Here is a 25,071-nt window from a genome sequence, read left to right on the forward strand (position 1 = left end):
CGTCGACACACGGGTTGTCGTCGTCAGGGTTGCACATGCCCGGTGCGGCCCATTTGGCGAACGCCGCATCCAGCAGCGCTGCGAGTTCGGGGTCGGCGCGGCCGCGGATCTCGGTCGTGCCGTCGGCCTGTTGTTTGCCCGTGATCAGGTAGCTGCGCTTGGCCAGGTCGGCGTCGGACAGCACGCCGTCCTGGTCGAGCAGCAGGGCCAGATGGTCGGCGGCGACGCGCAAGTCTTCTGGTCCAAGCCCGCACGCCAACTCGGCCAGCTGTGCTTCAGCGGCCTCGCGGGTGGCGTAGTCGATGAAGCCGGGCAGCTTCTTGAAGAACCGGCGAATGATCTTCACATGTTCGGCGCCGATGTCACCTCGCCATTGCGCGGCCGCGGTGCGGGGCAGCTCTGGCTCCAGGAGCTCGCCGGTGATCGAGGATCGCGGCCCTAGATCCCGGGCGTCCTTGATCCGGCGGTTGGCGTCGGAGGCCGAGATCCGCAACAACGTCGACAACGCCGACGCCAGCGATGACTCGCCCAACTCCTCGATGGGCACCTCGGCCAACGATCCGACTACGCGATGGTCCATCGCCGCACAGCGACGCTTGAAGGTTTCCCAATCGAAAGCCGCCTCCGCGCGCTCGGCGGCCGATCCGTCCACCGACTCGGCCAGGAGCGCCTCGAATTCCGCGGTCAAAGCCGCGATGCGCCTGGAAACCGCCACCGAACTCATCTCGTCAAGCCGACGGGCGGTCCACGTCTGCCGAGAAGCGCGCCGCAGCGACCCGGCGTTGCGCCTCGGCCCGCGAAATCCGCAACCGGCGCGACAAGACCTCTTCCCATGACGCCCCGCCGAACTGCGGGGGCGGGGCCTGGGTGATGAGCCGGCCGATCAGCCGACGGTCGAAATCCACCAACTCCTTGCCCAGCTCGTCGATCTGCTGCAGCAGCGCTACCCGCTCCGACCACGTCAAGGTGTACAGCGGTAGGCGCAGCAGCTTGTTCTGGCCCGCCTTGATGGCATCGAGTGCGGTACTGATTTCATCCTTCGAACTCATAATTCGAACAGTAGTTCGAAGCACCGACAAATCGCTGTGGGAAGCCGATCCGCCAGGTCTGCTCGTTGCTGACCGCGGGCCGCGCCACGACCAAGAAGTCGCCGCCGACGGTGGCTTCCAGGAACCGGCCGCTGCTGACCTGCTGAATCGAGATGAACCCGCCACCGAAGTCCTCGATCCGCCAGCTCTGGCTGTCGCTCTCCTGCCGCGGGCGGGTGACGACCCGGAAGTCCCGTGCGCCTACTCCATGCGCATCGAGGAAGCGGCCGCTGCTGACGTGCTGGATCGTGCACACCCCGAAGCCCAGATCGGTCACCCGCCAGTGCTGGGTGGAGGCGACGCCCTGGTATGCGCGAGTCATGACCTGGAAGTCCTCATGGGCAGTTTCGTGAGCGTCCAGGAAACGCAGACCGCCGCCCTGCAGGCGAACGATGCGGGTGGCGACCGCTTCCTCATACCTCGTGATCGACATCAGTGGTCCCTTCAGGCAAGCGATATCCGACACCGGTCACGCTAGGAACGCGGCGGTCCGCTGCCACGAGTGGCGAACTACCTGTTCTGCAGGCCGCCTGTACTTGCCCTGCGGATAGGCAACTCTTCCTTGCGTAAGTCGAAACCTGGCTTTTCGGCGATTACGCACGTATCGCCTGACCACGACCATGAATGTCGTCCTGATGAAAATTCGATACGCCATAGGAACCCCTCATGCCTGCCACAGATCAGACAGTGCGGATGCGACACGTCGCCGGCATCGACCCCGAGACGGTGCGCGTGCGCCCTGCGCCGCCGAAGCCGGTCAAGCCGTTGCCGCCCGTTGTCGCCGGCATGGACGCCAAGACGGTGCGGCACCGCGTAGTCGACATGGCTGTCAAGCCGCTGCCGGGCGCCATCGCCGACCGAATCCCGCGGACGGTGGGGCAGCGGCCGAGCAAGTGGCTCGCCGCGCGCGTCATGTTGATCCTGGTACTGGCGGCGATGCCGATTCTGGCCATCCCGGTCGAAGTGTTCGGTCTGGTCTCCCAAAGCACCACGTCCATCGTGCTGATCGTGTTGCTGGCCGTGCTCGCGGCGTTCATCGTGTTCTCGCCGCACCGGATCGACATGATCGTCGGACGCGGGCTGATCGCGGGCATGGTCGCGTGCATCGTCTACGACGGCGCCCGGCTGTTCGCCGTGCACATGCTGGGACTGATGGGCGACTTCATCCCCGTGATGGGGTCGTTCGTCACCGGGGAACCGGAGACCACGGGCAGTGCGGCCGTCGGCTACGTCTGGCGCTACCTCGGTGATGCCGGCGGACTCGGTGTCGCGTTCTTCGTCATCGCGTTCGCTCTGGGCATCGACCGGTGGTCGAACACGAAAGCGGTGCTGGCAGCGGTAACCTTCGCGGTTTTCCCCACATGGGCCGGTCTGATCGCGACGGTCGCGGTCGCTCCGCGCGGCGAGGAGATGATGTTCCCTCTGAACACGGCCACGTTCTCGATCACCCTGCTCGGGCACCTGATCTTCGGCCTCTTTCTGGGGCTCGCTTTTCTGAAGGCGCCGCGTGGGGGCGCACATCGGGACTGGCCGTGGACACCGATCCTGGAAACGAGAACGGTCAAGCGGTTCACCCCGGCCGCCTGGCGAACCAGTCATCGCTCGACGCGTGCCTGACCGGCGGGCGCGTTCGATGTCCACGGACCTCCTATCTAGGTCAGAATTGGCGGGATAGGAGGTCACGTGTCATCCCACCTGGAAGTCTGGAAACCGTCAGGACGCGAGCTGGTGGCACTGACCGGGCCTCGTGTGACGCTCGGCAAGGCTCCGACGAACGCTGTGTCGCTCGAACACGACCCGACCGTCTCCCGTTTGCACGCCATTCTGGAAAACCACGGCTCGGCCTGGTCGATCCGCGATCTCGGAAGCCGCAACGGCACCTTCATCAACGGTGAGAAGGTCGACGCCGAACGCGTTCTTCGTTCGGGCGATGAGCTGCGACTGGGCAAGTGCCGGTTGGTCTTTCAGCAGATGAGACAATCCGACGAACCGATCGACGAAGCGACGATAGTCCCCGACGCCGCCCAACTCCCGCCTCGACTGACCCGTCGCGAAGTCGACGTGCTGATGGTGCTGTGCCGCCCGCTGGTGTCCGATGACCCGTTCCCGGAGCCTGTTTCGGTTCGCCGGATGGCAGGCGAGTTGTACGTGACCGAGGCCGCGGTCAAACAGCACTTGCAGAACCTCTACGACAAGTTCTCGATTCCCACCGAGGGTGACCGTCGGGTCCGGCTGGCCAATGAGGCACTCCGGCGCGGCGCTGTCACCATCGCGCAACTGCGCGACCCCCCGACTACGTGAAGTCGAGGGCCTCGACGGTGGCGACGGCACTTTCGTGGGTGGGCCGGTCCGCGCCGCCGATGCAGTAGACGGTCTCGCCGACCGCGGCGACGACCTGACCGTGCACCGGTGTGTTGATCGGCGCCAGCGTGGACCATTTCCGATTGGAGATGTCGTACATCTCGACCGTGCCCAGCACGCGTGTCGGCTCCTCGCCTCCGACGACGACGATCCGGCCGTCGATGAAGGCGGCGCCGTAACTCCCGCGCGCAGTGGGCATGTCCGGGAGGTTCTCCCAGTTGCCGGATACCGGATCAAACCGCTGGAAGGCCGGTGAGTTCTCGTCCGCGGACAGGTTCCGGCCACCGACGGTGTACACGTACACGCCGTCCGACACCGCAGCCAGGTGCTCACGCGGCGTCGGCAGGTCGGCAGCCTGCGTCCAGGATTCACCGTCGAAGATCTCGGTCGGCGCGACGGGCTTCTTGTCGTCCTGTCCGCCGACGACAACAAGCTTGTCGCCGACGACCGCTGCCGCCGCTGCGGCTCGCGCGTGCGAAAGTGGCGGCAGCTCTTCCCATTTGCCTCCACGGAAGGCGTACACCTTGTCGGACGCATCCGCGAGGTTGTCGGTGGTACCCCCAATCACCACCATTTCGCCCCGATACGCTGTCCCGGTCGCGTGATGAAGCGGGGTCGGTAGCGGAGGCCGTTCCTGCCACTGTCCGGATTGGGTGTTGTAGCTCTGCACCGTCGGCAGCGTCTCGCCGTGGCGCATTCCGCCTGCGATCCAGATCTCGTCGCCGAGTACCGCCCACGCCATCATTAACCTCTCGGACGGCGCGTCCGGTAGGTTCCGCCATTCGGCCGCCGGTTGCGGTTTGCGCGCACCCAGCTTCAAGGATTCGGCCGCCGAGGTGACCTGCCCGTCGCCTGCGCCCGTCGATCCGCCGATCGCATAGACGGTCCTGCCGACCCCGGCCACCGCCATGCCGTGGCGCGCGGTAGCCATGTCCGGCAAGCCATTCCACGATTGCGTCATCAGGTCGAGTACGACCGCGCTCTTGAGGACCTGGCCGGCCGACACGCCGCCCAATACCACCAGCCGGCCATCGGCGTATGCCACGCCGAGGTCGCTGCGCCGTCCGGGAAGTTCAGGCAGGCTCGTCCACGCGTCCGTCGACGGGTCATACGTCTCCACCGTCGCGAGGTCGGATGTCCCGTTGCTGCCGCCGAGGGTGTACACCAGCTTGCCGTCCGACGCCGCGCCCAGGCTCTGCCGCGGGGTGGGGATGGGGGCGCCCAGCTTCCACGCCGTGCCGTCGAAGATCTCCGTGGTGGTCAACAGCTTCCCGTCGGAGCCGACGCCGCCGGTGACGATGATTCGGTCGCCCACCACGGCGGCCGCCGCCGCCGCCCGTGGCTCAAGCAGTGGAGGCAGGGGAGCCCAGCGACTGTTGACCACCCGCCACACCCCGTCGGTCGCGATCTGCGCGTTGGTTCCTTCGGTGCGCCAACCACCCAGCACGACAGGGGTGTCCTGCCACGTCACCGACATCGCGTGCTGGACCGGAACAGGCAGTGCTTCGCCGCTCTTCCAGCTATCTATCGCGGGGTCGTAGCCCTCGTGCTTTCCGCTGACTTGGCCGTCGGCCGCCATACCGCCGAACACCCAGATGGTGCCGTCGGCCTGGGTGGCCGCCACCCCGTCGCGGGCAACGCGGGCATCCGCGATCGGCTCCCACGCGGCCTGCGCCTCGGGGGTCGGTTGGCTCGCGGTGGTGGTCTGGCCGCCGCCGGTGTCGCGCGACGAGACGATGAAGACACCAGCCACCACCAACAGCAGCACGGCCGCCGCGGCGCCAACGGCGATCAGGACCTTCTTGCGGTCCTTCTTCGTCTCGGGTTCGAGCGTCGTCGTGCGGGGATCGGGCGATTCGGCTGAGGGCATCGGCTGCCACTTGAGGCTGGACTGACTGACCGAGGCAGTGTGGGCGAACATGTCCGGCGTCGGCGGTGGCAGGGAACCCGTCGACCCGCCCGCCGCGATCGAACCCTCCTCTTGCAGACCGGTCCTGCTGGACGGCTCCGGCAGAGGCAACGCTTGCGTGCCGCCCGTCGGCTCCGGGTGACCGCCAGGCTCGCTGAGGGCCATCTGGTCTGGTGTGAGGCCGTTGTGCCGCTGAGCGAATTGCAGCTCGCGGCCGAAATCGGCTGCGGATGCGTACCGGTCGGCCGGCTCACGCGCCAACGCCTTCTCGATCGCGGCGCATACGTCGGCGGGGATTCCCTGGGGACGCAGGTCGGGCACCGGGGTGGAGGTGATTCGCATGTAGTGCGCGATCAAATCCTCGTCGGCCTTGCGCTCATGCGGGGGACTGCCCGCGACCAGCGCGTAGAGCGTCGCGCCCAGGGAGTAGACGTCCGCCGCCACGGTTGGCGAACTCCCGGCGAGCACCTCGGGCGCGGTGTAGGAGAGGGTTCCGGTGAAGAACCCGGTCACGGTCTTGTACCCGCCGGCGATGCGTGCGGTGCCGAAGTCGCTGAGTTGCGGTTCGCCGTAATCGTTTACGAGGACATTCGCGGGCTTGATGTCGCGGTGCAGCGTGCCTGTTCGATGCGCGGTTTCCAGGGCGCCGCACAGTTTCACCCCGAACCGCAATGCGTCCGGCCACGAGATGCGCCCTTCCCTTCGCACCCGGTCTGCGAGGGAACCCATTGAGCTCAGCGGCATGACGATGAACGGCCGGTTACTGTCCGTCAGACCGACCTGCAAGATGTTCGCGATGTGGGGATGGCCGGAAAGCGCTCCCATCGCGTAGCCCTCACGCAGAAAACGCTCGCGGTCGTCGACGTCGAGATCAGAGGCAAGCACCTTGATGGCGACACTTCGCCCGAGCGACCTCTGCTGGCAGCGGAAGACGACGCCCCCGCCGCCCCGGCCGACTTCGACGGCGTCTGTGAATCCGGCGGCCGTCAACTCGGCGGCTATTCCGCCTGATCGCGAAGTTGGATTGCCCTCTGCGGGTCCGTCCGCCATGGTGTCGATCGTCCTTATTCGAGGTGAAAGTTGAGCCGTGCTGGTGTAAAGGTACCGAGCAAATACCTGTCGAACGTTGCATTTGCCGTCGTGGGCGGGTAAATCTCGGGCGGTGGCTAGGCTGGCCGGGTGGCCAGAAACTACGCCACCGCCGATGCGGTTGGCCTACCCGAACTGCTCGAGTTCGTCCGTCCGCGACACCGCATGGTGCTCACCACGTTCCGGGCCGACGGAACGCTGCAGAGCTCACCGGTGAGCGCGGGCGTCGACGACGACGGCCGAATCGTCATCGCCAGCTACCCGAAGCGGGCCAAGTCCGCCAACATCCGCCGTACCCCGCGTGCCAGCGTGACCGTCCTTTCCGACGATTTCAACGGGCCCTACGTCCAGGTCGACGGTGACGCCGAAGTGATCGATCTGCCCGATGCCGTCGAGCCGCTCGTCGACTACTTCCGGTCGATATCGGGCGAGCATCCCGACTGGGACGAGTACCGGCAGGCGATGGTCGACCAGGGCAAGTGCCTGATCCGTGTCACGCCGCGGCGCTGGGGTCCGGTCGCCACGGGCGGCTTCCCGCCGCCGTCGTAGCGGGTCAGACGCCGTCGAGGTCCAGCGTGACGGCGCCGGCCGGGTCGGCGCGGAACTTTCCACCGCCAGTCACGTCGGTCAACTCGTCGGTTCCGGACACGACACGAAGGGTGGCGGTGGCGGCGCCGCCCTCGAATGCGCCTTCGTGCAGCAGCACCAAGCTGCCGCGCCTCCCGCCGACAGTGCCCTTGATCCGCTCGATGCCGACGAACGTCGCGGTCTTGTCCGGTGCGTAGGCCATCAGCCACTTTGTCGCCGAGGTGCCGTCTATGTCGCCCGAGTACTTCTTATCGACGAGGGCTTCTGTCAACTTGGAGACACCAACGCCGTCGTCGAACGGCGTCTCGTCCCAGTTCGCGATCTCAAAGCTGGCTTTGATGTGCGCGGTCATCCCGGCCTCGATCCGTCGTCGGGTGAAGTTTTGGATACCCGATCGGGGGCATCTCGAATCGGCGGGCTGAACGCGCCGATCAGCTGCGACTATGGTAGTCAGGCAGGGTGGCCGCGTTGCGTCAGATAGACTGTCAAACTATAGTCTGGACACATGTCCAGTAGCCTGCCGTCATCTCGCACCGCAGGTCAAGAGGGTAAGCAGACTGTTCGTCGACTTCTCGCGGAAGCGCTTGTCGGCCCTGAAGTCGGAGTGAATTGAGTATGCGCGTTGCCCTGCTGTCCTACCGGAGCAAGACGCACTGCGGTGGGCAGGGTGTCTACGTCCGCCGTCTGAGCCGCGGTCTTGTCGAGCTCGGCCATGACGTCGAGGTGTTCTCCGGTCAGCCTTATCCCGAGGGGCTAGGCCCCCGGGTGACCTTGACCAAGGTGCCCAGCCTCGACCTCTACCGGGAGCCGGACCCGTTCCGCATCCCGTGGCCGAACGAGATCAAGACGAGCATCGACCTGCTCGAGCTGCTGACGACGTGGACGGCAGGTTTTCCCGAGCCGCGGACGTTCAGCCTTCGGGCTGCGCGGATGCTGGCCGAGCGCCTTGCGGACTTCGACGTGGTGCACGACAACCAGTGCCTCGGCACCGGCCTGCTGAAGATCGCCCAGCTGGGGCTGCCCGTAGTGGCGACAGTGCATCATCCGATCACCCGCGACCGGGTGCTCGACGTGGCGGCGGCGCGATGGTGGCGTAAGCCCCTTGTGCGCCGCTGGTACGGCTTCGCGGAGATGCAGAAGGACGTCGCGCACCAGATTCCCGAACTGCTGACCGTGTCGTCGACGTCGGCCGCCGACATCGCCGAAGACTTCGCGGTGTCCGCCGATCAACTCCATGTTGTTCCGCTCGGCGTCGACACGACGTTGTTCAAGCCCGCCGAGCAGCGAGTGCGCAACCGCATCATCGCGATCGCGAGCGCCGACGTGCCGCTCAAGGGTGTGAGCCATCTGTTGCATGCGGTGGCACGGCTGCGGGTGGAGCGCGATCTCGAACTGCAGCTCGTCGCCAAGCTGGAGCCCAACGGACCGACCGAGAAGTTGATCGCCGAGCTGGGCATCTCCGACATCGTGCACAGCTCCAACGGCCTGACCGACTCCGAGTTGGCCGACTTGTTGGCGTCTGCCGAAGTCGCCTGCATCCCTTCGCTTTACGAGGGCTTCTCGCTACCCGCCGTCGAGGCGATGGCCAGCGGGACACCGATCGTGGCCAGCCGGGCCGGTGCGCTGCCCGAGGTGGTCGGATCCGACGGCGAGTGCGCGCGGCTGGTCAGACCCGCCGACGTCGACGAGCTGACTGAGGTACTCGGCGAGCTGCTCGATTCGCCGCTGGAACGGCGCCGCCTCGGCGCCAACGGCCGCCGCCGCGCGCTCGACGTGTTCAGCTGGGAATCTGTTGCGGCACAGACGGTGGCGGTGTACGAGATGGCACGCGCGCGGGTGGGCCAATGCTGACGGTCGACTTCGACCGGCTCGAGATCGGCGCAGGCACAAAGGTGATCGACGTCGGCTGCGGTGCGGGCAGGCATTCGTTCGAGGCGTTCCGGCGGGGCGCAGACGTCATCGCATTCGATCAGAACGCATCCGACCTGAACGACGTCGACGAGATCCTTCAGGCGATGAAGGACCAGGGTGAGGTGCCCGCATCGGCCAAGGCAGAGGCGGTCAAGGGCGATGCACTGGACCTGCCCTTCGCCGACGGCACATTCGACTGCGTCATCGCCTCGGAGATCCTCGAGCACGTCCCGGAGGACCATCGGGCGATCGCCGAACTGGTCCGCGTCCTCAAACCGGGCGGTTCGCTTGCCATCACGGTGCCGCGATGGTTACCCGAGCGGGTGTGCTGGGCGCTGTCCGACGAATACCATGCCAACGAGGGCGGCCACATCAGGATCTACCGGGCCGAAGAACTGCGCGGCAAGGTGCTCGCGCACGGCCTCCGAATGACCCACACCCACCACGCGCACGCGTTGCACTCGCCGTTCTGGTGGCTGAAATGCGCTATCGGCACCACGAATTCGGACCATCCGCTGGTGGTGGCCTACCACAAGCTGTTGGTGTGGGACATGGTCAGCAGACCGTGGCTGACCAGGACGGCCGAGTCGCTGCTCAACCCGCTGATCGGCAAGAGTGTGGCGTTGTACTTCCGCAAGCCGGAGGCGTCGCGTGCTGGTGCCTGACGTCCCCAGCGTGCCTGGTGTCCTGACCCCTGCACAGTGCAGGCAGACGGCGAAATCGATTGCAGACGCCCAAGAGTCGTCCGGCGCCATCCCATGGTCCGATGGCGGCCACACCGATCCATGGGATCACGTCGAGAACGCAATGGCGCTGACGGTAGCCGGGCTGATGGAACCCGCACGTGCGGCATTCGACTGGTGCCGGACCACCCAGCGGGCCGACGGATCATGGCCGATCCAATTGCGCAACGGTGTCGTCGAGGATGCCAACAGCGACAGCAACTTCTGCGCCTATGTCGCAACCGGCGTATGGCATCACGTGTTGAGCACCGACGACCGCAGATTCGCCGAGGAAATGTGGCCGGTGGTCAGCAGGGCCGTCGAATTCGTCATCGATCTTCAGCGACCGAGCGGTGAAATCGTCTGGGCCGCAAGCCCCTCTGGGCCCGAGCCGGATGCACTATTGACCGGCTGCGCAAGCATCTACCACAGCTTGCGATGCGCGCTGGCGCTCGCGGACTATTTCAACGAGCCGCAGCCCGAGTGGGAGGTCGCCGTGGGTCAACTCGGTCACGCGATCGCCCACCACCCCGACTTGTTCGTCTGCAAGGACCGCTGGTCCATGGAGTGGTATTACCCGGTGCTCGGTGGTGCGCTGCGCGGTGCGGCCGCCAGTGCGCGCATCGAGCAACGATGGCACGACTTCGTGGTGCCAGGTTTGGGAATCCGGTGCGTCGATGACCGGCCGTGGGTGACTGGAGCCGAAACCTGTGAACTCGTTATGGCTTTGGATGCGATCGGTCAGACCGTGCGGGCGCGTGAGCAGTTCGCGGCCATGCATCACCTGCGAGAGGAGGACGGCTCCTACTGGACCGGGCTGGTGTTCGCTGACGGCAAGCGCTGGCCCGAGGAGCGCACCACATGGACGGGCGGTGCGATGATCCTCGCCGCCGACGCGCTATCGCGCACCACGCCGGCCAACGGCATCTTCCGCGGACTTGATCTGCCGCGCGGCCTCGAAGGCGAATTCGACTGCGAGTGTGCGACCACCGGTCGCGGACGCGCCTAGAGCGCTTCGCCCGGCGTCCCCGAAACACGTTCGAGCACGCGCATCGATCCGATGGCCGACACTTCGCGGAATGCCCCGGTGGCCAGCGCGCGCTGGTAGACGTGGAACGGGGCCTGGCCGCCGTCGTCGGGATTGGGGAAGACGTCGTGGATGACCAACGCGCCGCCGACGTCGACCCACCTGGCCCAGCCGTCGAAATCGCGCTGCGCGGCCTCCTCGGTGTGCCCGCCGTCAATGAACAACAGCCGCAACGGCATTCGCCAGCCGCGGGCGACCACGAACGACTTGCCGACTACGGCGACGACGTGCTCGTCGAGGTCTGCGGAGTCCAGAGCGCGCCGCAGCGACGGCAGTGTGTCGAACCGTCCGCTGACCGGGTCTACCAGTGAGGTGTCGTGGTACTCCCAGCCGGGCTGATGCTCTTCGGAGCCGTGATGGTGGTCCACGGTGTAGAGGACGCCGCCGCTCTGCTGCGCCGCGGCGCCGAGCATCAGCGTCGACTTGCCGCAGTACGTGCCGATCTCGACGCCGACGCCATCGCGGAGATAATCGACCGCGGCGTCGTACAGCGCGCGTCCCTCGTCGGCGGGCATGAATCCGGTGACCTGTTCGGCGAGCGCGAAAAGCCGTGCGGCCGGCGCGGGAAGTGCGGTATCGGTGTTGCTCATCGCGATCCAACTTACCGTTGCTGGTGCAGGGTGGTTGTAGTAGCGTCCGGACACGTGTCCGAAACGGCTCTTGAGTCGACGAGGCGCCGTCTTACCGCCAAACAGGCCGATACCGTCGATCGTCTAGGCCGGGCAGCAGTCGAGATCCTGGCCAGGCACGGCTTCGCCGATCTGACCGTCCGCCGCGTTGCAGCCGAGGCCGGCGTCGGCGCAGCGACCGCCTACACCTACTTCTCGTCAAAGGAGCATCTGGTCGCCGAAGTGTTCTGGCGCAAGCTGGCCGCCGACCCACCTGCGGCGCGCGATTCCGACGACCCGGCAGGCCGGGTGATCGACGTGCTCCGGCACATCGCGTTGCTGGTGGCCGACGAACCGGAGTTCGCCGGTGCAGTCACCAGCGCTCTGCTCGGCAGGGACCCCGACGTCGAGGTGCTGCGGTTGCGGATCGGCCGCGACATCCACGATCGTTTGGTGGCCGCACTCGGACCCGACCGCGATCCGGACGTCATCGAGAGCCTCGAGCTGTTGTATGCAGGCGCCCTGGTACGGGCGGGGATGGGCTATGGGTCCTACGCCGACATCGCCGACAGGCTCGAGAAGTCGGCTCGCCTAATGTTGGGCTGATCCGGTGAGGCCGAGGATCGCGGTCGAAGCCGTCACCGCGGCGTCGGTGATGCCGTGCACGTCATGGCCGTCCTCGACGTAAAGCGCTGTCAGCTCACGCAATCCGCCGACCAGGATCAAAGCCAGGTGCGCAGTGATCGGAGGAAGGTCGGCGCGTCGAAAGCCCGGACTGTCGCTGAGGTCGACCAGCATGTCGGTGAAGTTGTTCATCGCGGTCCGATGAAGCGGCTGCGCGTCGGCGCCGAGGGCGGGCGCTTCGCGGATCCAGGTCAATGTGATGGCCGGCCGCGAGGCGATGTGATCGACGTATGCGCCGACGGCCTGCTGTACCTGCTTCTTCCACTCGGCATCTGGGTCGACTGAGCCGCGGATCCGCTTGATCATCTCTTCGTTGTTGGTGCGCAGCAATTCGATGAAGCACTCCTCCTTGCTGGAGAACTCGCCATAGAACGTGCGCTTAGAGGTGCGTGCGTGCCGAACGATGTCGGCGACCGTGGTCTCTCGGTAGCCGCGTTGCGTGATCGAGGCATCCATGCCGTCGAGTAAGCGGCGCCGAAACGCGCTTGGCGCGCCGCCTACGACGACGGGCTGCCAATCCTCGGCGACGGTCACGGCCACTCATCCTTCCGGCATTGAGGGGTAAACCTTGTCACAACACGGTACCGCAGAGTACCGTTCGGAGAAATAGTCCGGTACGGAGCGGTACCACAGACTGAGTTGGAGTGATGCGCGATGACTGAGACGACCGCCGTCGAAGCCGACGCACCCGCGTCGGATCACCGTGGGAAACGTCCGCCTTCGCTGCGGTTGCCGAAGGTCGTGCAGGGGGTCGCTTTCGCCGCGTTCCGCCGCAAGGCGATGCGCGACGGGGCCAAGCGGCTGGGCCAGGTGTTCTCCATCAACATCCCGTTCTTCGGCCGCACTGTGATCGTCTCCGATCCGGCGCTCGTGCGGTCGGTGTTCACGGCCGGCACCGACGACTTGGTCAACGTCCAGCCGAACCTCAGCCGTGTTTTCGGCCCCGGGTCGGTGTTCGCCCTCGACGGCAAGGAGCACCGCAACCGGCGCAAGCTTCTCGCTCCCCCGTTTCACGGCCAGAGCATCAAGAACTACGAGAAGGTCATCGAGGAGGAGACGCTGCGCGAGAGCGCAACCTGGCCCGAGGGCAAGGAGTTTCGCACGCTCGAGCCGATGAACCGGATCACGCTGAACGTGATCCTGCGGACGGTGTTCGGCGCCGATGGAGAAGACCTCGACGTACTGCGGGAGATCATTCCGCCGTGGGTGAAGCTGGGTTCGCGAATGGCCACCCTGCCCGAGCCGCCGTTTCGGACCGGCCGCCGCAGCCCGTGGGGACGCCTCAAAGAGTTCCGCAGACAGTTCGACACCGTCGTCTTCACCTTGATCGACAAGGCCGAAGCGGACCCGAAGCTCGAAGAGCGGTCCGACATTCTGGCGCTGCTGCTGCGCAGCCGCTATGAGGACGGCACCGCGATGTCGCGGCAGGACGTCTCCGACGAACTGCTCACCCTGCTCGGCGCGGGACACGAAACCACGGCGTCCTCGCTGGGCTGGGCGTTCGAGAGACTGCGTCGCCACCCCGACGTGCTCACCGAACTCGTCAAGGAGGTCGACGAGGGCGGCAGCGATTTCCGGCAGGCCACCATCCTCGAGTTGCAGCGGGCGCGAACGGTGATCGACTTCGCCGGCCGGCACGTCAAGGCGCCGAAATTCGACATCGGCGAATGGGAGATCCCGCACGGCTACACGATTCTCGTCAGCATCGCCGATCTGCACGAGAACGCGGACATCTTCCCCGAGCCCGACCGGTTCGATCCGCACCGCTTCGTCGACGCCAAGCCGCCGACGTTCGCCTGGCTGCCGTTCGGCGGCGGCACGCGTCGCTGTATCGGCGCCGCGTTCGCCAACACCGAGATGGATGTCGTGCTGCGAACCGTGTTGATGCACTTCCGAATCCAGACCGATGACGCCCCTGCCGAGAAAGCACACCACCGCGGTGTCGCCTACACGCCCAAGGACGGCGGTCGCGTTGTGGTGAGCCGCCGCAAGTAGTGTCAGCGGCGTGAGCAACCTCGTCGACATGATGAACGGCGCGATGGAGTCCACCATCCCGCCCGTGCACAAAATGGGTGTCAGGGTGGTCGAGGCGCGTCGCGGCCACGCAGTGGCGTCGGTGCCCTTGGCGGGCAACGGCAACCACTTCGGGGTGATCTACGCCGGAGTGCAATTCACTGTCGCCGAGATGCTCGGTGGCGTCATCGCCCTCGCTACCTTCGACGCCGCCAAGTACTACCCACTGGTGAAGAACGTCGACATCGCGTTCACCGGTATGGCCCGCACCGACCTGCTCGCACAGGCCAGCCTGGATGACGACGAGATCGCTCGCATCGAGGCAGACGTCGCCGAAAACGGAAAGGCGGACTTCACTCTCGACGCTATGGTCAAAGATCAGGCCGGCCGAACCGTTTCGGTCACGCGCGGGCTCTATCAGCTACGCGCGCACGGGGTTTAGAAGAACTAGAAGCCGTGAGCGCTAGGCCTCTTGCGTTGCTCGCTTCGGAAGCTTCCAGTCCGGCCGGGGGAAGTGGCATGTGTAGCCCCACGGCAGGCGCTCCAGGTAGTCCTGGTGCTCGGGTTCGGCCTCCCAGAAGTCACTCGCCGGAGTGACCTCTGTGACGACCTTGCCGGGCCACAGCCCTGATGCCTCGACGTCGGCGATGGTGTCGAGCGCGACACGCTTCTGCTCCTCGTCGGTGTAGAAGATCGCGGAGCGATAGCTGGTGCCGATGTCGTTGCCCTGCCGGTTCTTCGTCGTCGGATCATGGATCTGGAAGAAGAACTCCAGCAGCCCCCGGTAGTCGGTCTGCTCGGGGTCGTAGGTGATCTCGATCGCCTCGGCGTGACCGGGATGGTTCCGGTAGGTGGCGTTGGCGTTCTCGCCACCGGTGTAGCCGACCCGGGTTGAGACCACCCCGGGCTGCTTGCGGATCAGGTCCTGCATGCCCCAGAAGCAGCCACCCGCCAGAATCGCCTTCTCGTAGTCGCTCATGCCTGCGCTTCTCTCTCCGTCGTGAACAGCTTCTTGTATGCGCCGTAACCCTCGGCCTGGAGATCGTCGAGATGGATGAATCTCAGCGAAGCCGAGTTGATGCAGTAGCGCAACCCGCCCTCGGCCTTCGGGCCGTCGGTGAACACGTGGCCCAGGTGGCTGTCACCGTGCGCCGAGCGCACCTCGGTGCGGATCATCAGGTGCGAGAAGTCCCGTTTCTCGACCACATTGGAGCCGCTCTCGCCTTCGATTGGCCGCGTGAAGCTCGGCCATCCGCTGCCGCTTTCGAACTTGTCGACCGAGGCGAACAGAGGCTCGCCCGAGACGACGTCGACATAGATGCCGGGCTCGTGGTTGTCCCAGTACTCGCCGGTGAAAGGTCGCTCGGTGCCGTTCTTCTGGGTGACGTGATACTGCTCCGGTGATAATGCACCGACCGCTTCGGGATTCTTGTGAAAGTTTGATTTCATGGCGTCCCTATAACGGTATACGTCGCCCGATTAATCCAGGTCAAAGCGGTTACCGTGGACACATGCGGGCAGCGACGGCGGTTCTTGTGATCGGACTGGTTTCGGTGGCGATCTGCAGTCCTGCTGCATCGGCCGAGCCGGCGGCGCCACCCGAGGCGCCGTCGGGCGGGGTGGTGTTCGTCGACACCCCGGCCATCGTCGATCCGCACCCGATGCGGGTCGAGTCGTGGAGCCGCGCAGCCGGCGACAACGCGATCAACGTGAACTTCACCTCGGGCACCGACACCTGTTACGGCGTGCACGCCGCCGTGCAGGAGACCGAGCAGACGGTTACCGTCGACCTGCAGGGCGGCACCCTGCCCGAGGCGATCAACCGCGCCTGCATCATGATCGCGCTGTTCGGCACGCTCGAGGTGCCGCTCGAGGCGCCGCTCGGTGACCGCCGGGTGCTCAGCGCCGCCTGATCACGCTCGACAAACCCGCCTAGAACGTGTTCTAGTTTGTCCCGTGGCGAGCAAGGTGTTCACGCGCGGCGAGCTGGCAGAGGCATTCACGATCTTCGAGGCGACCGTTGACCGGGCTGCACACACGCGTGACTGGGATCCGTGGGTCGCCCAATACAGCGAGGACATCGTCTACGTCGAGCACGCCGCGGGCACCATGCGCGGCCGCGAGGAGGTCCGGACGTGGATCTGGAAGACCATGGAGACCTTCCCCGGCAGCCACATGACGCACTTTCCTTCGCTGTGGTCGGTCATCGACGAGTCGACCGGTCGCGTCATCTGCGAGCTGGACAACCCGATGCGCGATCCCGGCGACGGCACGATCATCAGCGCGACGAACATCTCGATCCTCACCTACGCCGGCGACGGACAGTGGATTCGACAGGAAGACGTCTACAACCCGCTGCGGTTCGTCTCCGCGACCGTGAAGTGGTGCCGCAAGGCCGAGGAACTCGGCACGCTGCCCCATGAGGCAGCGGCGTGGATGAAGCAGTTCGGCCGATGACCGTTCTCGTCATCGGCGCCAACGGCTATCTCGGCAGCCACGTCACACGCCGACTCGTGGACGCGGGTGAGGACGTACGGGCGATGGTGCGCGACGGTGCCAACACCATGGGCATCGACGATCTGAAGACGACGCGGTTCGTCGGCGACATCTGGAATGACGACGCGTTGCGCGAGGCGATGGCCGGCTGCGACGTCGTCTACTACTGCGTCGTCGACACCCGCGGCTGGCTCAAGGACCCAGCGCCGCTTTTTCACACCAATGTCGATGGCACCAGAAACGTGCTGGAGGTCGCCAAGGATGCCGGCCTCCGGCGCTTCATCTTCACCAGCAGCTATGTGACGGTCGGCCGCAGGCGCGGCCGGGTGGCCACCGAGGACGACACCATCGCGCTCCGTGGCGTGACCCCATACGTGCGGTCGCGCGTGCAGGCCGAGGAGCTGGTGTTGCGGTATGCCCGTGAGCACGGCTTGCCCGCGATCGCGATGTGTGTGTCGACCACCTACGGCGGCCGCGACTGGGGTCGGACCCCGCACGGCGCGATCATCGCGGGCGCGGCGTTCGGCAAGCTGCCGTTCGTCATGAAGGGAATCGAGTTGGAGGCCGTCGGTGTCGACGACGCCGCCCACGCGCTCATCCTGGCCGCCGAAAAAGGTCGGGTGGGTGAGCGATACCTCGTCTCGGAGAAGATGATCACCAACACCGACGTGGCCCGCATCGCAGCCGAGGCGGCCGGCGTGGCTCCGCCGGCCAGGTCGATTCCGCTGGCGATGTCGTACGCGCTGGCCGCGATGGGAACGGCCAAGGCGCGGCTGCGGGGCACCGACGAGCAATTCTCGCTGGCCTCATTGCGGCTGATGCGCGCAGAGGCGCCGGTTGATAGCACCAAGGCCCGACGCGAATTGGGTTGGCAGCCAAGGCCCGTCGAGGAGTCCATCCGTGAGGCCGCGCAGTTCTGGGTGAGCCTGCGAGACGCCAAACGCAAGAGCAGGCAGGGCGGCTGAGGCAGGACTAGCGTCGAAGGACGTGACCGAGAAACTGAAGGTGGATCTGTCGGGCGCCCCGCAGACGATGTTGGCGACGTTCTACGCCAAGGCGCTGGACGCCGACCTTGAGAACCCGATCCTCGGCGACCGGTGGGCCAAAGACATCGTCGACCGCATCGACTACGACTGGTCCAAGACGACGATGACGGCGCGCAACTCTCCGGCGGTCACCACCCGATCGGCACACTTCGACACCTGGGTGCGCCAGTTCCTGGCTGTACACCCGGAGGCGACGGTGCTGCACCTCGGCTGCGGCCTGGACAGCCGGTACTACCGGCTCGACCCAGCGCCAAGCGTCGAGTGGTACGACGTGGACTATCCCGATGTCGCGGACCTGCGGAGGCAGCTGTTGCCGGCGCGCGGCCATTGCCACGTCGTCGCGGCATCGGTGACCGACCCGGCCTGGCTCTCCGATGTGCCGACCGACCGTCCCACGCTGATGATCGGCGAGGGGCTGACCATGTACCTGACTGAGGCCGACGGAGTCGCGCTGCTGCGCCGGATCGTCGACCACGCGCCATCGGGCGAATTGCAGTTCGACGCGTTCAGCCGCTTTGGCATCAAGACCCAGTGGGCCAACGCGGTGGTGAAGCGATCGGGTGCGACATTGCACTGGGGCATCGACGGACCGGCGGACATCGTTCGCGCGGTGCCCGGCCTGCGGCTACTCAGCTGGGTGTCACCGTTCGACGCACCCGCGTTCGCCGACGTCTCGTGGCCGTACCGGGCGCTGGCCAAGGTGATGTCGCTGTCGTCGAAGCTGCGCTACATGGCGCAGTATCACCGCTACGCCTTTTGAGACCGCACGCCGAGCACCGGCTGCCTGCCCCGGCCGTCACTGAACGCGGCCGCCCACGGCCAGCGGCCGCGGCCGTCGGCCCACACCAGTTGCAGCGCCCGCACTCCTTGACCACCGAAGGCCACCGCCCACTGCATGTGCGCGTCGGGGTTCGCCACCTCGACGACCTCCATCAGCGGACCCGAGCGGACGGCGACCTTCTGACCCGGTGTCAGGCTTTTGCCGGCCATCATGTCCTTGGCGACGGTGTTGAGCAGACGGGTCGCGCGTTGCGCGGAGACGCCGGTGATCAGGAGTTCGGGCAGACCGCAGTCGTGCAGACCGACGGTGTAGGCGAACGGAGTCCGGCTTCTCTCGACGTATCGCACCGCCCAGCCGGACTCGAGCATTGTCTTGCGCAATTCGTCGAGGTAGTCGTCGACGGTTGCATTCGGATGATCGCATCGCCAGCACATGCGGACAGCTTGCTCCGGGGGTCTGACACACACCGGCAGTCGTGCGACGGGTGGCACAATCACCCGGTGCACTCCCCGATCAACGGCCGAATCTCCAACTGGTACGACGAGCTGCCCGCCTACCGGCCTGCGCTGCCCGGCGACCGCGACGCCGACGTCTGCATCGTCGGCGCCGGCTACACCGGCCTGTGGACGGCGTACTACCTCAAGCGCGCGGACCCGTCACTGCGGATCGCCATCCTCGAGGCCCGGTTCGCCGGGTTCGGCGCGTCCGGTCGCAACGGCGGCTGGCTGTCGGGACTGGTGCCCGGCGACCGCGACAGGATGGCGCAGCAGCACGGCCGGGACGGGGTGGTGGCCTGGCAGCGTGCGCTGAACGACGCCGTCGACGAGGTGATCGACGTCGCGGCCCGCGAAGGCATCGAGGCGGGCATCGTCAAGGGCGGCACGTTACAGATCGCCCGCAACGCGGCACAGGCCGCACGGCTGACGGCCGAAGCCGAGGAAGAGCTCAGCTGGAAGGTCGACGGCATCGCGGTGCTCTCGAAAGCCGAAGCGGCCGAACGTATCCGGTTCGACCACGTGCTGGCCGCCTACCACAATCCGCACTGCGCCCGCATCCAACCCGCTCAGCTTGCCCGCGGGCTCGCCGACACCGTGGCGGCACTGGGTGTCGACATCTATGAACAGTCGCCGGTCACTGCGATCGACCCCGGCAGGGCGACCACACCGCACGGCGCCGTCACCGCGCCGATCGTGTTACGCGCGACCGAGGGCTTCACCGCCCGGCTGCCGGGACTGCGCCGCCGATGGCTGCCGATGAACAGCTCGATGATCGCCACCGAGCCGATTCCCGACGACCTGTGGGACAGCATCGGCTGGCGCGGCCGCGAGACGGTCGGAAATGCCGCACACGGCTTCTTCTACGCGCAGCGCACCGTTGACAACCGCATCGCGATCGGTGGCCGCAGCGTGCCGTACCGCTACGCGTCGCGCACCGACGTCGACGGGCAGGTGCCCGATGCGACGATCAGCTACCTGACCGGCGTGCTGCGCGGGGTGCTGCCCCAGGTGCGCGACGTCCCGATCGCGCACGGCTGGTGTGGTGTGCTCGCGGTGCCGAGGGACTGGTCGGCCGGCGTCGCACTCGACAAGGCCACCGGAATGGGTTGGGCCGGTGGATATGTCGGCCACGGCGTCACCGCGACGAACCTCGCGGGCCGTAGCCTCGCCGACCTCGTCCTCGACCGCAAGACGCCGTTGACCGAGCTGCCGTGGGTGGGCCACCAGTCGCCGAACTGGGAGCCTGAGCCGTTGCGCTGGCTGGGGGTGCGCAGCATGTACCTGGCCTACAAGGCGGCGGATTGGCATGAGGCCCGCGGCAGAACCAGAACGTCGCCCATCGCGGTCCTCGCGGACAAGATCGCCGGTCGGCCCTAGCCGGCTTCGGCCTTCTCCTTCAGCCGCTCCAGCGTCAGCTTCATGTTGCCGTCGTTCGCGGTGTCGCGGTCGGTCACACCGGTCGCAATGCCGCCCGCTTTCGCCATGAAGCGCGTCCGGTGATCCCAGGTTTTCTCCGTCACGCGACATCCATTGCCCTCGGCGGTGATGTCGTAGCGCCAGTGTGCGACCGGCGCGCCCAGGTAGCGGACATCGAATGCGAACACGCGGCCGGGATCGGCGTCGGTGACGGTGCACGTTGTGGTCCATCGTCGAAAGCCGTTGCGGTTGGTGCCCTTGAACACCGCGCCCGCAGACGCGTTATCGCCCTTGCGCCATTTCATTCCCGCCGACTCGGGGGCGAGCGACGCCAGCGTGGGCAGGTCGGTGATGAGGTCGTACACAGCGGCGGGTTCCGCGTCGATGGTGACCTCTGCCTTGGCAGAGGCCGGTCCGCGATCAGTCATTCGGCGATCGTAGCCATCACCGAGGAACAGGTGCGGAGTTTGCGTCGTTGGCCCACATATGACCGACAAACCCATTCATCTGCCCTCGGCAACTCACCCGATCACCGTCGAACCCACCGGCAAGCACGTGACGGTGCTGGTGAACGGTGTGGTCGTGGCCGACACCGACAATTCGTTGACGCTGCAGGAGGCCAGCTATCCCGCCGTGCAGTACATCCCCATGCAGGACGTCGCGCAGAATCTGCTGAAGCCGAGCAGCACCACGACGTACTGCCCGTTCAAGGGCGACGCCAGCTACTACAGCGTGGAGCCGACTGCGTCCAGCGGCGTCGTCGAGGACGTCATATGGACCTACGAGCAGCCCTATCCGGCGGTGGCCGACATTGCGGGCCATGTCGCGTTCTATCCGGACAAGGCCGAGGTCGTCGTCTCGTCCTAGCGCTGGCTGCGGACCTGGTAGCGCCGTTCGGCGTAGGCCAGGTCGTCGCGCCACAGCTTCGCCGCGGCGGCCCGCATCAATGGCGCGATCAGCGGACGCCCGTGCAGGGCGTGCGCGAAGCCGGGTCGGTCGGAATGCGCGATGACGGCCTCGATCACCGCGCTGCGCGGCAGCCCGTCCGGGCCTGCGCCGACGGGAGTGGCGTGCGTTTCGACGACGCTGCCCGCCCCTTCGCCGTCGATGATGCGCATGACGATGGTGCGCGGCTCCGGAGCGGAGAACTCCGCGACGACCGGCACCCCGAACCTGCCAACATGAAATGTCACCGGAACCAGAAATCGGTCCTGCTCTTCCGGGAGGTCCTCTTCCACAGGCGGTGCGGACATCACATCGAGGTGGGCGAACGAATAGGGGTGATACCAGGCGCCGTGCCACGGATCGAGCCGGTTGGCGATGATGTCGCTCGGCTCACAGGTGCCGACCAACCGTGTGACGGCGTGCATGCTCAAGCCTGCAGGCCTTGCCGGCACCATCGGCTCGTCGGTCGGCTCCTCGCCTCCGATGCGATCCAGCCGTACCCACGCGAGCACCCCGTCGTCGTATGCCGGGTAGGGCTTCCAGCCGAATTCGCGACCGCCCTCGAGCCGCAGCCCGTGCCAGGGGCAGATCAGCGCACCACGGTCCACTGTGCCGGTAGCCAGGTCCGCCCCGAGGTGCGGACAGGTCGCCGGACCGACATGCAGAGTGCCGTCGGTGTCCCGCCACGCCACGATCTCCAGCCCGCCGACCGACGTGCCGTGTGGCCGGTCGCGAATGGTCTCGCTGGCGGCGAACGCGTACCAGTTGCCGCTGGGCCTGCGCTGTGACCGCACGAGCGCGGCGTCGATGATCGCGGGCTCGGCATCCTTGTATGTCGGCCGCTGGCTCGCCCACTGTTCGCGCGGAAGCACTGTGAAGAGCGACCTTTTCGCCATCTTCGCCGCCCACCCGTCGAGCCTGCTCATCGCGCAGGCCGCCTCTCCCGCTGCGCGAGTCGTCGCAGTGCGCTGGACCGGCCTTGCACCGGGACGGTGTGCAGGACGTGCCCGGCCAGCCCGTAGTGGGCCAGCAGCCGGTTCGCCGCCGACCAACCCGTGGTGGCGGCGCGTTCCATCAACGCCACGGGCAGGTCGACGCGGATGCCGTCGCCCGCCAGTGTGACGGCGGGGTGCGCAGTGGCGACGGTCGGCCGCGCGGCATGGTCGCCGGGTGCGAAGCGGGGGCAGTCGCTGCGAGTCAGCACCCGCTCCTCGACGATCTTGGCCTCTTTGGTCTCCGGGTAGAGCTCGTGCAACCGGGCCAGCATCCGGTCGCCGAGGTCATCGTCCGGCGAGGTCACGGCGTAGGAATGCAGCTCGACGACGGAACCGCCGGTCCGGCGCGACCACTCGGCTGCCTCCTTCTCGTAGCGCTCAAGCACGCTGACATTGTCCAGCGGTGGACGGCCACCCGTCCCGAGGAACGGCGCACGGTCTGCGTTCACCGGCAGGTCCAGCCACAACCGCTGCACCACGAACGGTGGTGCGGTTCCCATCGCCGCGATGCGCGCCCGCCAGGGGTCGTCTCCCAGCCCGGCCGAAGCGTCGACGATACGCTGCAGGCCGGCCACGTCGGTGGCCAACACCAGCCCGTCGGATTCGTAGTCGACGCCAGAGTCACAGTGCACACGAAGCCGCGGCTCGGTGGTCACCCGGTTCACCGAAACCCCGGTGTGGAACTTTGCGCCACGCGACTCCAGGTACTCCCGCAGCGGATTCCACAGCGCCACATCGAAGTTGGCGTTCGCCACGTCGAATACCAGGCCCTCGCTCGAACCCAGGAAATAGATGTGGAACATGGTGGCCAACTCGGCCGCTGACAGCGCGCCCGGCTCGGCGAAGAAGCTGCGGGAGAACACCTCGAACGCGAGATGCCTTGCCGCAGAGGGGAAGTTGATGGACTGCAGGAAACTATCGGCATCCAGATGGTCGAGCTGCTCGTAGATGCCCGGCACCGACACCGCAGCCAACGGCGCGGCCGCACGCGCGTTGATCCGCATCAGATCACGCAGCCGGAACGTCGGGCTCCGCAGTGCGAATGCGATGGCGTTCAGAGGCGGTGTATGCGGCAGCCCGGAAAACGTGTCGCGCCTGCCCTGCCCGTCGACCAGAGGGTAGTCCTCGACCGCGGTGAGCATCCCCAGCCCGGAATCGATGCGACACAAAAGGGCACGCAGGTTGTAATACTGGCGGAAGAACGCGTGGAAGCCGCGGTTCATCGGCAGACCGGCACCGTCGGCGGACTGCTCGGTCCAGCCGCCGACGCGTCCGCCGAGATAGCTCTCGCGTTCGACGACGTCGACGGTCACTCCGCGCTCGACCAGCCCGGCCGCCGCGGCCAGCCCGGCGATACCGCCGCCGACGACGACGACATGCGGTGTGGCGCTCAATGCACTCGCATCAGGCAGGCCGGTGGCTGCGGGGTGGCTGGCGCGGCGCGGGTCGGTCATCGCGGGGCTTCGGCGAGAAAGGTGTGCACGATATTGCGCTGCCAGCCCGGCACCGTCTCGCTGCGCACATTGCTGAAACCGTTGGCCCGCAGCCGGTTCAGGAACGCCTCCGCCCCGTCGAATTCGTTCACGCTGCGCCGCAGGTACCGGTAGAGACCCGCGTCACCGCTGCGCAGCTTCCCCATCGGGATGATGATCGTCGCGCACACCGCGTTCCACATGGCCGTCGCGATTTGCGAGTCACGCACCGAGTACTCGTGCACCGCGAGCGTCGCCCCGGCCCGCAAAAGGCTTCGGAATTCAGTCAACTGGGTATCGGGATCGGACAGATTGCGCAGCAGATACGCTGCGAAGATGCCGTCGAACGGCCCGTCGACACCCGCGGCGGCAAGGTCCTCGATGCGGCTGTGCACGAACCGGACCGTTTCCGGCCAGCGCTTCGCGGCGGCCTCGGCCAACATGCCCGCTGACGCGTCGACGGCCACGATCTCGGCGTCCGGGGCCACGGACAGCAGGGCGGCAGTGGACGCGCCGGTGCCGCAGCCCGCGTCGAGCAGCCGTAGTCCCTTGCCGCCGTTGGCAAGCCGCATGCGTTCAGCCGACATCCGCAGGTGCCGGTGATAGCCGGGATTGGCGTCCACCAGGCCGTCGTACGAAGCCGCTCCCGCATCGAACGCGGCAGGCACCCCGGACTTGCTGTCTGTCATTTCGAACTCCCAACCTTGCGATCGCGCAGCCGCTGACGCTCCCACAGCAGCAGCACAGCGGTCACCAGCGCGAAGCCGAACAAGAAGTCCTCGACGGGGATGTCGAACGGAAACCTGATGCCGCTGGTGTGACTGTCGTCGTAGATGACGATCGGCGCGGACAGCTTGGTGAGCCAGCCGTCCACGGGTATCTGGAATGCGAAGACGATCACCATCGAGATCCAATAGGCAGGCCTGCGGAGCAGGCCGGTGTGCAGGACGCCGAATTCCAATGCGAACACGGCGATCACCGCCAGCACGGCGGGCACGGTGTAGCCGAGCCCCGTCACGTCGAATGCTCCGATCGGGCGGTGAACTTCTTGCGCAGATACGTCAGCATCGTGTCGACGGCGTTGTAGGTGAAGAGCCCACAGAGCGGAATCACGATGAAGAACAACAACTCCTCGATCGGAATGTCGGCGGGCAGCCGGATGCCGGTGACGTAGCGCGGGTTGTAGGTCCAGATCTTCGCGGCGATCGCAACCGCATCCCACACGACGAACACCGCGGCGACGGGCAGCACCGCGAATGCCGCGCGGCGGGCCCGCCGGTAGATGCCCTCGCCGAAGAGTTCCAGCGGCGCCGTGATCAGCAGGCAGGCGCCCAGCACGATCAGATACTGCCAGTGGTCCATG

The 25,071-nt window shown here is 66.6% G+C and carries 31 protein-coding genes; 15 read left to right on the plus strand and 16 right to left on the minus strand.

Going from position 1 to position 25,071, the window contains the following annotated elements; genetic code table 11:
* The 3 genes from QOJ24_RS22535 to QOJ24_RS22545 form a co-directional block, all read right to left on the minus strand.
* The coding region (locus tag QOJ24_RS22535) for a DUF222 domain-containing protein (RefSeq protein ID WP_526265312.1) at positions 1-715 on the minus strand (715 nt) is incomplete at its 3' end.
* Between the two features lie 13 nt (positions 716-728).
* On the minus strand, positions 729-1,049 hold the full coding sequence (locus QOJ24_RS22540) for a DUF222 domain-containing protein (RefSeq protein ID WP_526265314.1): 321 nt from the start codon (positions 1,047-1,049) through the stop codon (positions 729-731).
* Positions 1,033-1,521: an RICIN domain-containing protein gene (locus QOJ24_RS22545; RefSeq protein ID WP_526265316.1), complete on the minus strand. Its 489-nt coding sequence runs from the start codon at positions 1,519-1,521 to the stop codon at positions 1,033-1,035. The genes QOJ24_RS22540 and QOJ24_RS22545 overlap by 17 nt, the downstream gene beginning before the upstream one ends.
* 233 nt (positions 1,522-1,754) lie before the next feature.
* Here QOJ24_RS22545 and QOJ24_RS22550 point away from each other — a divergent pair, with 233 nt between their 5' ends.
* Both QOJ24_RS22550 and QOJ24_RS22555 read left to right on the plus strand, forming a co-directional pair.
* On the plus strand, positions 1,755-2,705 hold the full coding sequence (locus tag QOJ24_RS22550; RefSeq protein WP_526265318.1) for a hypothetical protein: 951 nt from the start codon (positions 1,755-1,757) through the stop codon (positions 2,703-2,705).
* 66 nt (positions 2,706-2,771) lie between these two features.
* Entirely contained in the window at positions 2,772-3,389 is a 618-nt protein-coding gene (locus tag QOJ24_RS22555) for an FHA domain-containing protein (protein ID WP_526265320.1), read from the plus strand.
* Here QOJ24_RS22555 and QOJ24_RS22560 read toward each other — a convergent pair.
* Positions 3,382-6,408, minus strand: a complete 3,027-nt coding sequence (locus QOJ24_RS22560) for a Kelch repeat-containing protein (protein ID WP_526265322.1) — start codon at positions 6,406-6,408, stop codon at positions 3,382-3,384. The two genes, QOJ24_RS22555 and QOJ24_RS22560, sit on opposite strands and share 8 nt — an antisense overlap.
* A gap of 129 nt (positions 6,409-6,537) precedes the next feature.
* Here QOJ24_RS22560 and QOJ24_RS22565 point away from each other — a divergent pair, with 129 nt between their 5' ends.
* Positions 6,538-6,996, plus strand: coding sequence for a PPOX class F420-dependent oxidoreductase (locus QOJ24_RS22565; protein WP_526265324.1), 459 nt, complete (start codon positions 6,538-6,540; stop codon positions 6,994-6,996).
* A 4-nt stretch (positions 6,997-7,000) separates the two neighbouring features.
* On the opposite strand, the gene QOJ24_RS22570 is transcribed toward QOJ24_RS22565, so the two are convergent.
* A complete protein-coding gene (locus QOJ24_RS22570; RefSeq protein ID WP_526265326.1) occupies positions 7,001-7,387 on the minus strand; it encodes a DUF3224 domain-containing protein in 387 nt (128 codons plus the stop codon).
* Between the two features lie 263 nt (positions 7,388-7,650).
* Between QOJ24_RS22570 and manT the strand changes: the two genes are divergently transcribed.
* Genes manT through mmpH form a run of 3 tightly spaced genes read left to right on the plus strand, consistent with a single transcriptional unit; the run spans position 7,651 to position 10,677 of the window.
* Entirely contained in the window at positions 7,651-8,886 is a 1,236-nt protein-coding gene (gene manT / locus QOJ24_RS22575; protein WP_526265328.1) for an MMP alpha-(1->4)-mannosyltransferase, read from the plus strand.
* Complete coding sequence (locus QOJ24_RS22580) at positions 8,880-9,611, plus strand: class I SAM-dependent methyltransferase (protein ID WP_526265329.1); 732 nt, start codon at positions 8,880-8,882, stop codon at positions 9,609-9,611. The genes manT and QOJ24_RS22580 overlap by 7 nt, the downstream gene beginning before the upstream one ends.
* 10 nt (positions 9,612-9,621) lie before the next feature.
* Complete coding sequence (gene mmpH, locus QOJ24_RS22585) at positions 9,622-10,677, plus strand: MMP endo-(1,4)-3-O-methyl-alpha-D-mannosidase (protein WP_526265331.1); 1,056 nt, start codon at positions 9,622-9,624, stop codon at positions 10,675-10,677.
* On the opposite strand, the gene QOJ24_RS22590 is transcribed toward mmpH, so the two are convergent.
* Positions 10,674-11,345, minus strand: coding sequence for a class I SAM-dependent methyltransferase (locus QOJ24_RS22590; RefSeq protein WP_526265333.1), 672 nt, complete (start codon positions 11,343-11,345; stop codon positions 10,674-10,676). The genes mmpH and QOJ24_RS22590 overlap by 4 nt on opposite strands.
* Positions 11,346-11,399: 54 nt before the next feature.
* Between QOJ24_RS22590 and QOJ24_RS22595 the strand changes: the two genes are divergently transcribed.
* On the plus strand, positions 11,400-11,969 hold the full coding sequence (locus tag QOJ24_RS22595) for a TetR/AcrR family transcriptional regulator (protein ID WP_526265335.1): 570 nt from the start codon (positions 11,400-11,402) through the stop codon (positions 11,967-11,969).
* Here the strand turns inward: QOJ24_RS22595 and QOJ24_RS22600 are convergent.
* Complete coding sequence (locus QOJ24_RS22600) at positions 11,955-12,503, minus strand: TetR/AcrR family transcriptional regulator (protein WP_526265381.1); 549 nt, start codon at positions 12,501-12,503, stop codon at positions 11,955-11,957. The genes QOJ24_RS22595 and QOJ24_RS22600 overlap by 15 nt on opposite strands.
* 198 nt (positions 12,504-12,701) lie before the next feature.
* On the opposite strand from QOJ24_RS22600, the gene QOJ24_RS22605 reads away from it, so the two are divergent.
* Together QOJ24_RS22605 and QOJ24_RS22610 are read left to right on the plus strand one after the other, a co-directional pair.
* Positions 12,702-14,042 carry a cytochrome P450 gene (locus QOJ24_RS22605; protein ID WP_526265337.1) on the plus strand — a complete coding sequence of 447 codons (1,341 nt, stop codon included), beginning with the start codon at positions 12,702-12,704 and terminating at the stop codon, positions 14,040-14,042.
* A 28-nt stretch (positions 14,043-14,070) separates the two neighbouring features.
* Positions 14,071-14,502, plus strand: a complete 432-nt coding sequence (locus QOJ24_RS22610; RefSeq protein WP_526265383.1) for a PaaI family thioesterase — start codon at positions 14,071-14,073, stop codon at positions 14,500-14,502.
* A 21-nt stretch (positions 14,503-14,523) separates the two neighbouring features.
* On the opposite strand, the gene msrA is transcribed toward QOJ24_RS22610, so the two are convergent.
* Complete coding sequence (gene msrA, locus QOJ24_RS22615; protein WP_526265339.1) at positions 14,524-15,039, minus strand: peptide-methionine (S)-S-oxide reductase MsrA; 516 nt, start codon at positions 15,037-15,039, stop codon at positions 14,524-14,526.
* The gene (gene msrB, locus QOJ24_RS22620; protein ID WP_526265341.1) at positions 15,036-15,509 is read right to left on the minus strand and encodes a peptide-methionine (R)-S-oxide reductase MsrB; all 474 of its coding nucleotides are present in this window, start codon (positions 15,507-15,509) and stop codon (positions 15,036-15,038) included. The genes msrA and msrB overlap by 4 nt, the downstream gene beginning before the upstream one ends.
* Positions 15,510-15,571: 62 nt before the next feature.
* On the opposite strand from msrB, the gene QOJ24_RS22625 reads away from it, so the two are divergent.
* The 4 genes from QOJ24_RS22625 to QOJ24_RS22640 all read left to right on the plus strand — a co-directional run bounded on the left by QOJ24_RS22625 (position 15,572) and on the right by QOJ24_RS22640 (position 18,362).
* A complete protein-coding gene (locus QOJ24_RS22625) occupies positions 15,572-15,973 on the plus strand; it encodes a hypothetical protein (RefSeq protein WP_526265343.1) in 402 nt (133 codons plus the stop codon).
* A gap of 43 nt (positions 15,974-16,016) precedes the next feature.
* Complete coding sequence (locus tag QOJ24_RS22630) at positions 16,017-16,517, plus strand: nuclear transport factor 2 family protein (RefSeq protein WP_526265345.1); 501 nt, start codon at positions 16,017-16,019, stop codon at positions 16,515-16,517.
* Positions 16,514-17,521 carry an NAD-dependent epimerase/dehydratase family protein gene (locus tag QOJ24_RS22635; RefSeq protein ID WP_526265347.1) on the plus strand — a complete coding sequence of 336 codons (1,008 nt, stop codon included), beginning with the start codon at positions 16,514-16,516 and terminating at the stop codon, positions 17,519-17,521. The genes QOJ24_RS22630 and QOJ24_RS22635 overlap by 4 nt, the downstream gene beginning before the upstream one ends.
* A gap of 67 nt (positions 17,522-17,588) precedes the next feature.
* Positions 17,589-18,362: a class I SAM-dependent methyltransferase gene (locus QOJ24_RS22640; RefSeq protein ID WP_526265385.1), complete on the plus strand. Its 774-nt coding sequence runs from the start codon at positions 17,589-17,591 to the stop codon at positions 18,360-18,362.
* On the opposite strand, the gene QOJ24_RS22645 is transcribed toward QOJ24_RS22640, so the two are convergent.
* A complete protein-coding gene (locus QOJ24_RS22645) occupies positions 18,350-18,817 on the minus strand; it encodes a DUF4262 domain-containing protein (protein ID WP_526265349.1) in 468 nt (155 codons plus the stop codon). The genes QOJ24_RS22640 and QOJ24_RS22645 overlap by 13 nt on opposite strands.
* A gap of 66 nt (positions 18,818-18,883) precedes the next feature.
* Between QOJ24_RS22645 and QOJ24_RS22650 the strand changes: the two genes are divergently transcribed.
* Positions 18,884-20,257 carry an NAD(P)/FAD-dependent oxidoreductase gene (locus QOJ24_RS22650; RefSeq protein ID WP_526265351.1) on the plus strand — a complete coding sequence of 458 codons (1,374 nt, stop codon included), beginning with the start codon at positions 18,884-18,886 and terminating at the stop codon, positions 20,255-20,257.
* On the opposite strand, the gene QOJ24_RS22655 is transcribed toward QOJ24_RS22650, so the two are convergent.
* Positions 20,254-20,724, minus strand: a complete 471-nt coding sequence (locus tag QOJ24_RS22655) for an SRPBCC family protein (RefSeq protein ID WP_526265352.1) — start codon at positions 20,722-20,724, stop codon at positions 20,254-20,256. The genes QOJ24_RS22650 and QOJ24_RS22655 overlap by 4 nt on opposite strands.
* 58 nt (positions 20,725-20,782) lie before the next feature.
* On the opposite strand from QOJ24_RS22655, the gene QOJ24_RS22660 reads away from it, so the two are divergent.
* On the plus strand, positions 20,783-21,163 hold the full coding sequence (locus tag QOJ24_RS22660) for a DUF427 domain-containing protein (protein ID WP_526265354.1): 381 nt from the start codon (positions 20,783-20,785) through the stop codon (positions 21,161-21,163).
* On the opposite strand, the gene QOJ24_RS22665 is transcribed toward QOJ24_RS22660, so the two are convergent.
* From QOJ24_RS22665 to QOJ24_RS22685, 5 genes are read right to left on the minus strand one after another with little or no spacing between them, the layout of a single operon-like run.
* Positions 21,160-22,167: a DUF5914 domain-containing protein gene (locus QOJ24_RS22665; RefSeq protein ID WP_526265356.1), complete on the minus strand. Its 1,008-nt coding sequence runs from the start codon at positions 22,165-22,167 to the stop codon at positions 21,160-21,162. The genes QOJ24_RS22660 and QOJ24_RS22665 overlap by 4 nt on opposite strands.
* Complete coding sequence (locus tag QOJ24_RS22670) at positions 22,164-23,690, minus strand: FAD-dependent oxidoreductase (RefSeq protein WP_526265358.1); 1,527 nt, start codon at positions 23,688-23,690, stop codon at positions 22,164-22,166. Before QOJ24_RS22670 ends, QOJ24_RS22665 begins: the two co-directional genes overlap by 4 nt.
* A complete protein-coding gene (locus QOJ24_RS22675; protein WP_526265360.1) occupies positions 23,687-24,397 on the minus strand; it encodes a class I SAM-dependent methyltransferase in 711 nt (236 codons plus the stop codon). The genes QOJ24_RS22670 and QOJ24_RS22675 overlap by 4 nt, the downstream gene beginning before the upstream one ends.
* Positions 24,394-24,726 carry a lycopene cyclase domain-containing protein gene (locus QOJ24_RS22680; RefSeq protein WP_526265362.1) on the minus strand — a complete coding sequence of 111 codons (333 nt, stop codon included), beginning with the start codon at positions 24,724-24,726 and terminating at the stop codon, positions 24,394-24,396. The genes QOJ24_RS22675 and QOJ24_RS22680 overlap by 4 nt, the downstream gene beginning before the upstream one ends.
* The gene (locus tag QOJ24_RS22685) at positions 24,723-25,070 is read right to left on the minus strand and encodes a lycopene cyclase domain-containing protein (protein WP_526265363.1); all 348 of its coding nucleotides are present in this window, start codon (positions 25,068-25,070) and stop codon (positions 24,723-24,725) included. Before QOJ24_RS22685 ends, QOJ24_RS22680 begins: the two co-directional genes overlap by 4 nt.
* Position 25,071 lies beyond the last annotated feature (1 nt).

Origin of the sequence: Mycobacterium sp., from assembly GCF_032159775.1 — a bacterium.
In the GTDB taxonomy this organism is placed as follows: Bacteria; Actinomycetota; Actinomycetes; order Mycobacteriales; family Mycobacteriaceae; genus Mycobacterium.

Bases quoted from the DNA above. Each gene is read 5' to 3' on its own strand.
- QOJ24_RS22540 (WP_526265314.1), bottom strand. From the start codon at position 1,049: ATGAGTTCGAAGGATGAAATCAGTACCGCACTCGATGCCATCAAGGCG.
- QOJ24_RS22545 (WP_526265316.1), bottom strand. From the start codon at position 1,521: ATGTCGATCACGAGGTATGAGGAAGCGGTCGCCACCCGCATCGTTCGC.
- QOJ24_RS22550 (WP_526265318.1), top strand. From the start codon at position 1,755: ATGCCTGCCACAGATCAGACAGTGCGGATGCGACACGTCGCCGGCATC.
- QOJ24_RS22560 (WP_526265322.1), bottom strand. From the start codon at position 6,408: ATGGCGGACGGACCCGCAGAGGGCAATCCAACTTCGCGATCAGGCGGA.
- QOJ24_RS22570 (WP_526265326.1), bottom strand. From the start codon at position 7,387: ATGACCGCGCACATCAAAGCCAGCTTTGAGATCGCGAACTGGGACGAG.
- manT (WP_526265328.1), top strand. From the start codon at position 7,651: ATGCGCGTTGCCCTGCTGTCCTACCGGAGCAAGACGCACTGCGGTGGG.
- QOJ24_RS22580 (WP_526265329.1), top strand. From the start codon at position 8,880: ATGCTGACGGTCGACTTCGACCGGCTCGAGATCGGCGCAGGCACAAAG.
- QOJ24_RS22590 (WP_526265333.1), bottom strand. From the start codon at position 11,345: ATGAGCAACACCGATACCGCACTTCCCGCGCCGGCCGCACGGCTTTTC.
- QOJ24_RS22600 (WP_526265381.1), bottom strand. From the start codon at position 12,503: ATGGATGCCTCGATCACGCAACGCGGCTACCGAGAGACCACGGTCGCC.
- QOJ24_RS22605 (WP_526265337.1), top strand. From the start codon at position 12,702: ATGACTGAGACGACCGCCGTCGAAGCCGACGCACCCGCGTCGGATCAC.
- QOJ24_RS22610 (WP_526265383.1), top strand. From the start codon at position 14,071: ATGATGAACGGCGCGATGGAGTCCACCATCCCGCCCGTGCACAAAATG.
- msrA (WP_526265339.1), bottom strand. From the start codon at position 15,039: ATGAGCGACTACGAGAAGGCGATTCTGGCGGGTGGCTGCTTCTGGGGC.
- msrB (WP_526265341.1), bottom strand. From the start codon at position 15,509: ATGAAATCAAACTTTCACAAGAATCCCGAAGCGGTCGGTGCATTATCA.
- QOJ24_RS22625 (WP_526265343.1), top strand. From the start codon at position 15,572: ATGCGGGCAGCGACGGCGGTTCTTGTGATCGGACTGGTTTCGGTGGCG.
- QOJ24_RS22635 (WP_526265347.1), top strand. From the start codon at position 16,514: ATGACCGTTCTCGTCATCGGCGCCAACGGCTATCTCGGCAGCCACGTC.
- QOJ24_RS22640 (WP_526265385.1), top strand. From the start codon at position 17,589: ATGTTGGCGACGTTCTACGCCAAGGCGCTGGACGCCGACCTTGAGAAC.
- QOJ24_RS22645 (WP_526265349.1), bottom strand. From the start codon at position 18,817: ATGTGCTGGCGATGCGATCATCCGAATGCAACCGTCGACGACTACCTC.
- QOJ24_RS22655 (WP_526265352.1), bottom strand. From the start codon at position 20,724: ATGACTGATCGCGGACCGGCCTCTGCCAAGGCAGAGGTCACCATCGAC.
- QOJ24_RS22660 (WP_526265354.1), top strand. From the start codon at position 20,783: ATGACCGACAAACCCATTCATCTGCCCTCGGCAACTCACCCGATCACC.
- QOJ24_RS22665 (WP_526265356.1), bottom strand. From the start codon at position 22,167: ATGAGCAGGCTCGACGGGTGGGCGGCGAAGATGGCGAAAAGGTCGCTC.
- QOJ24_RS22670 (WP_526265358.1), bottom strand. From the start codon at position 23,690: ATGACCGACCCGCGCCGCGCCAGCCACCCCGCAGCCACCGGCCTGCCT.
- QOJ24_RS22675 (WP_526265360.1), bottom strand. From the start codon at position 24,397: ATGACAGACAGCAAGTCCGGGGTGCCTGCCGCGTTCGATGCGGGAGCG.
- QOJ24_RS22685 (WP_526265363.1), bottom strand. From the start codon at position 25,070: ATGGACCACTGGCAGTATCTGATCGTGCTGGGCGCCTGCCTGCTGATC.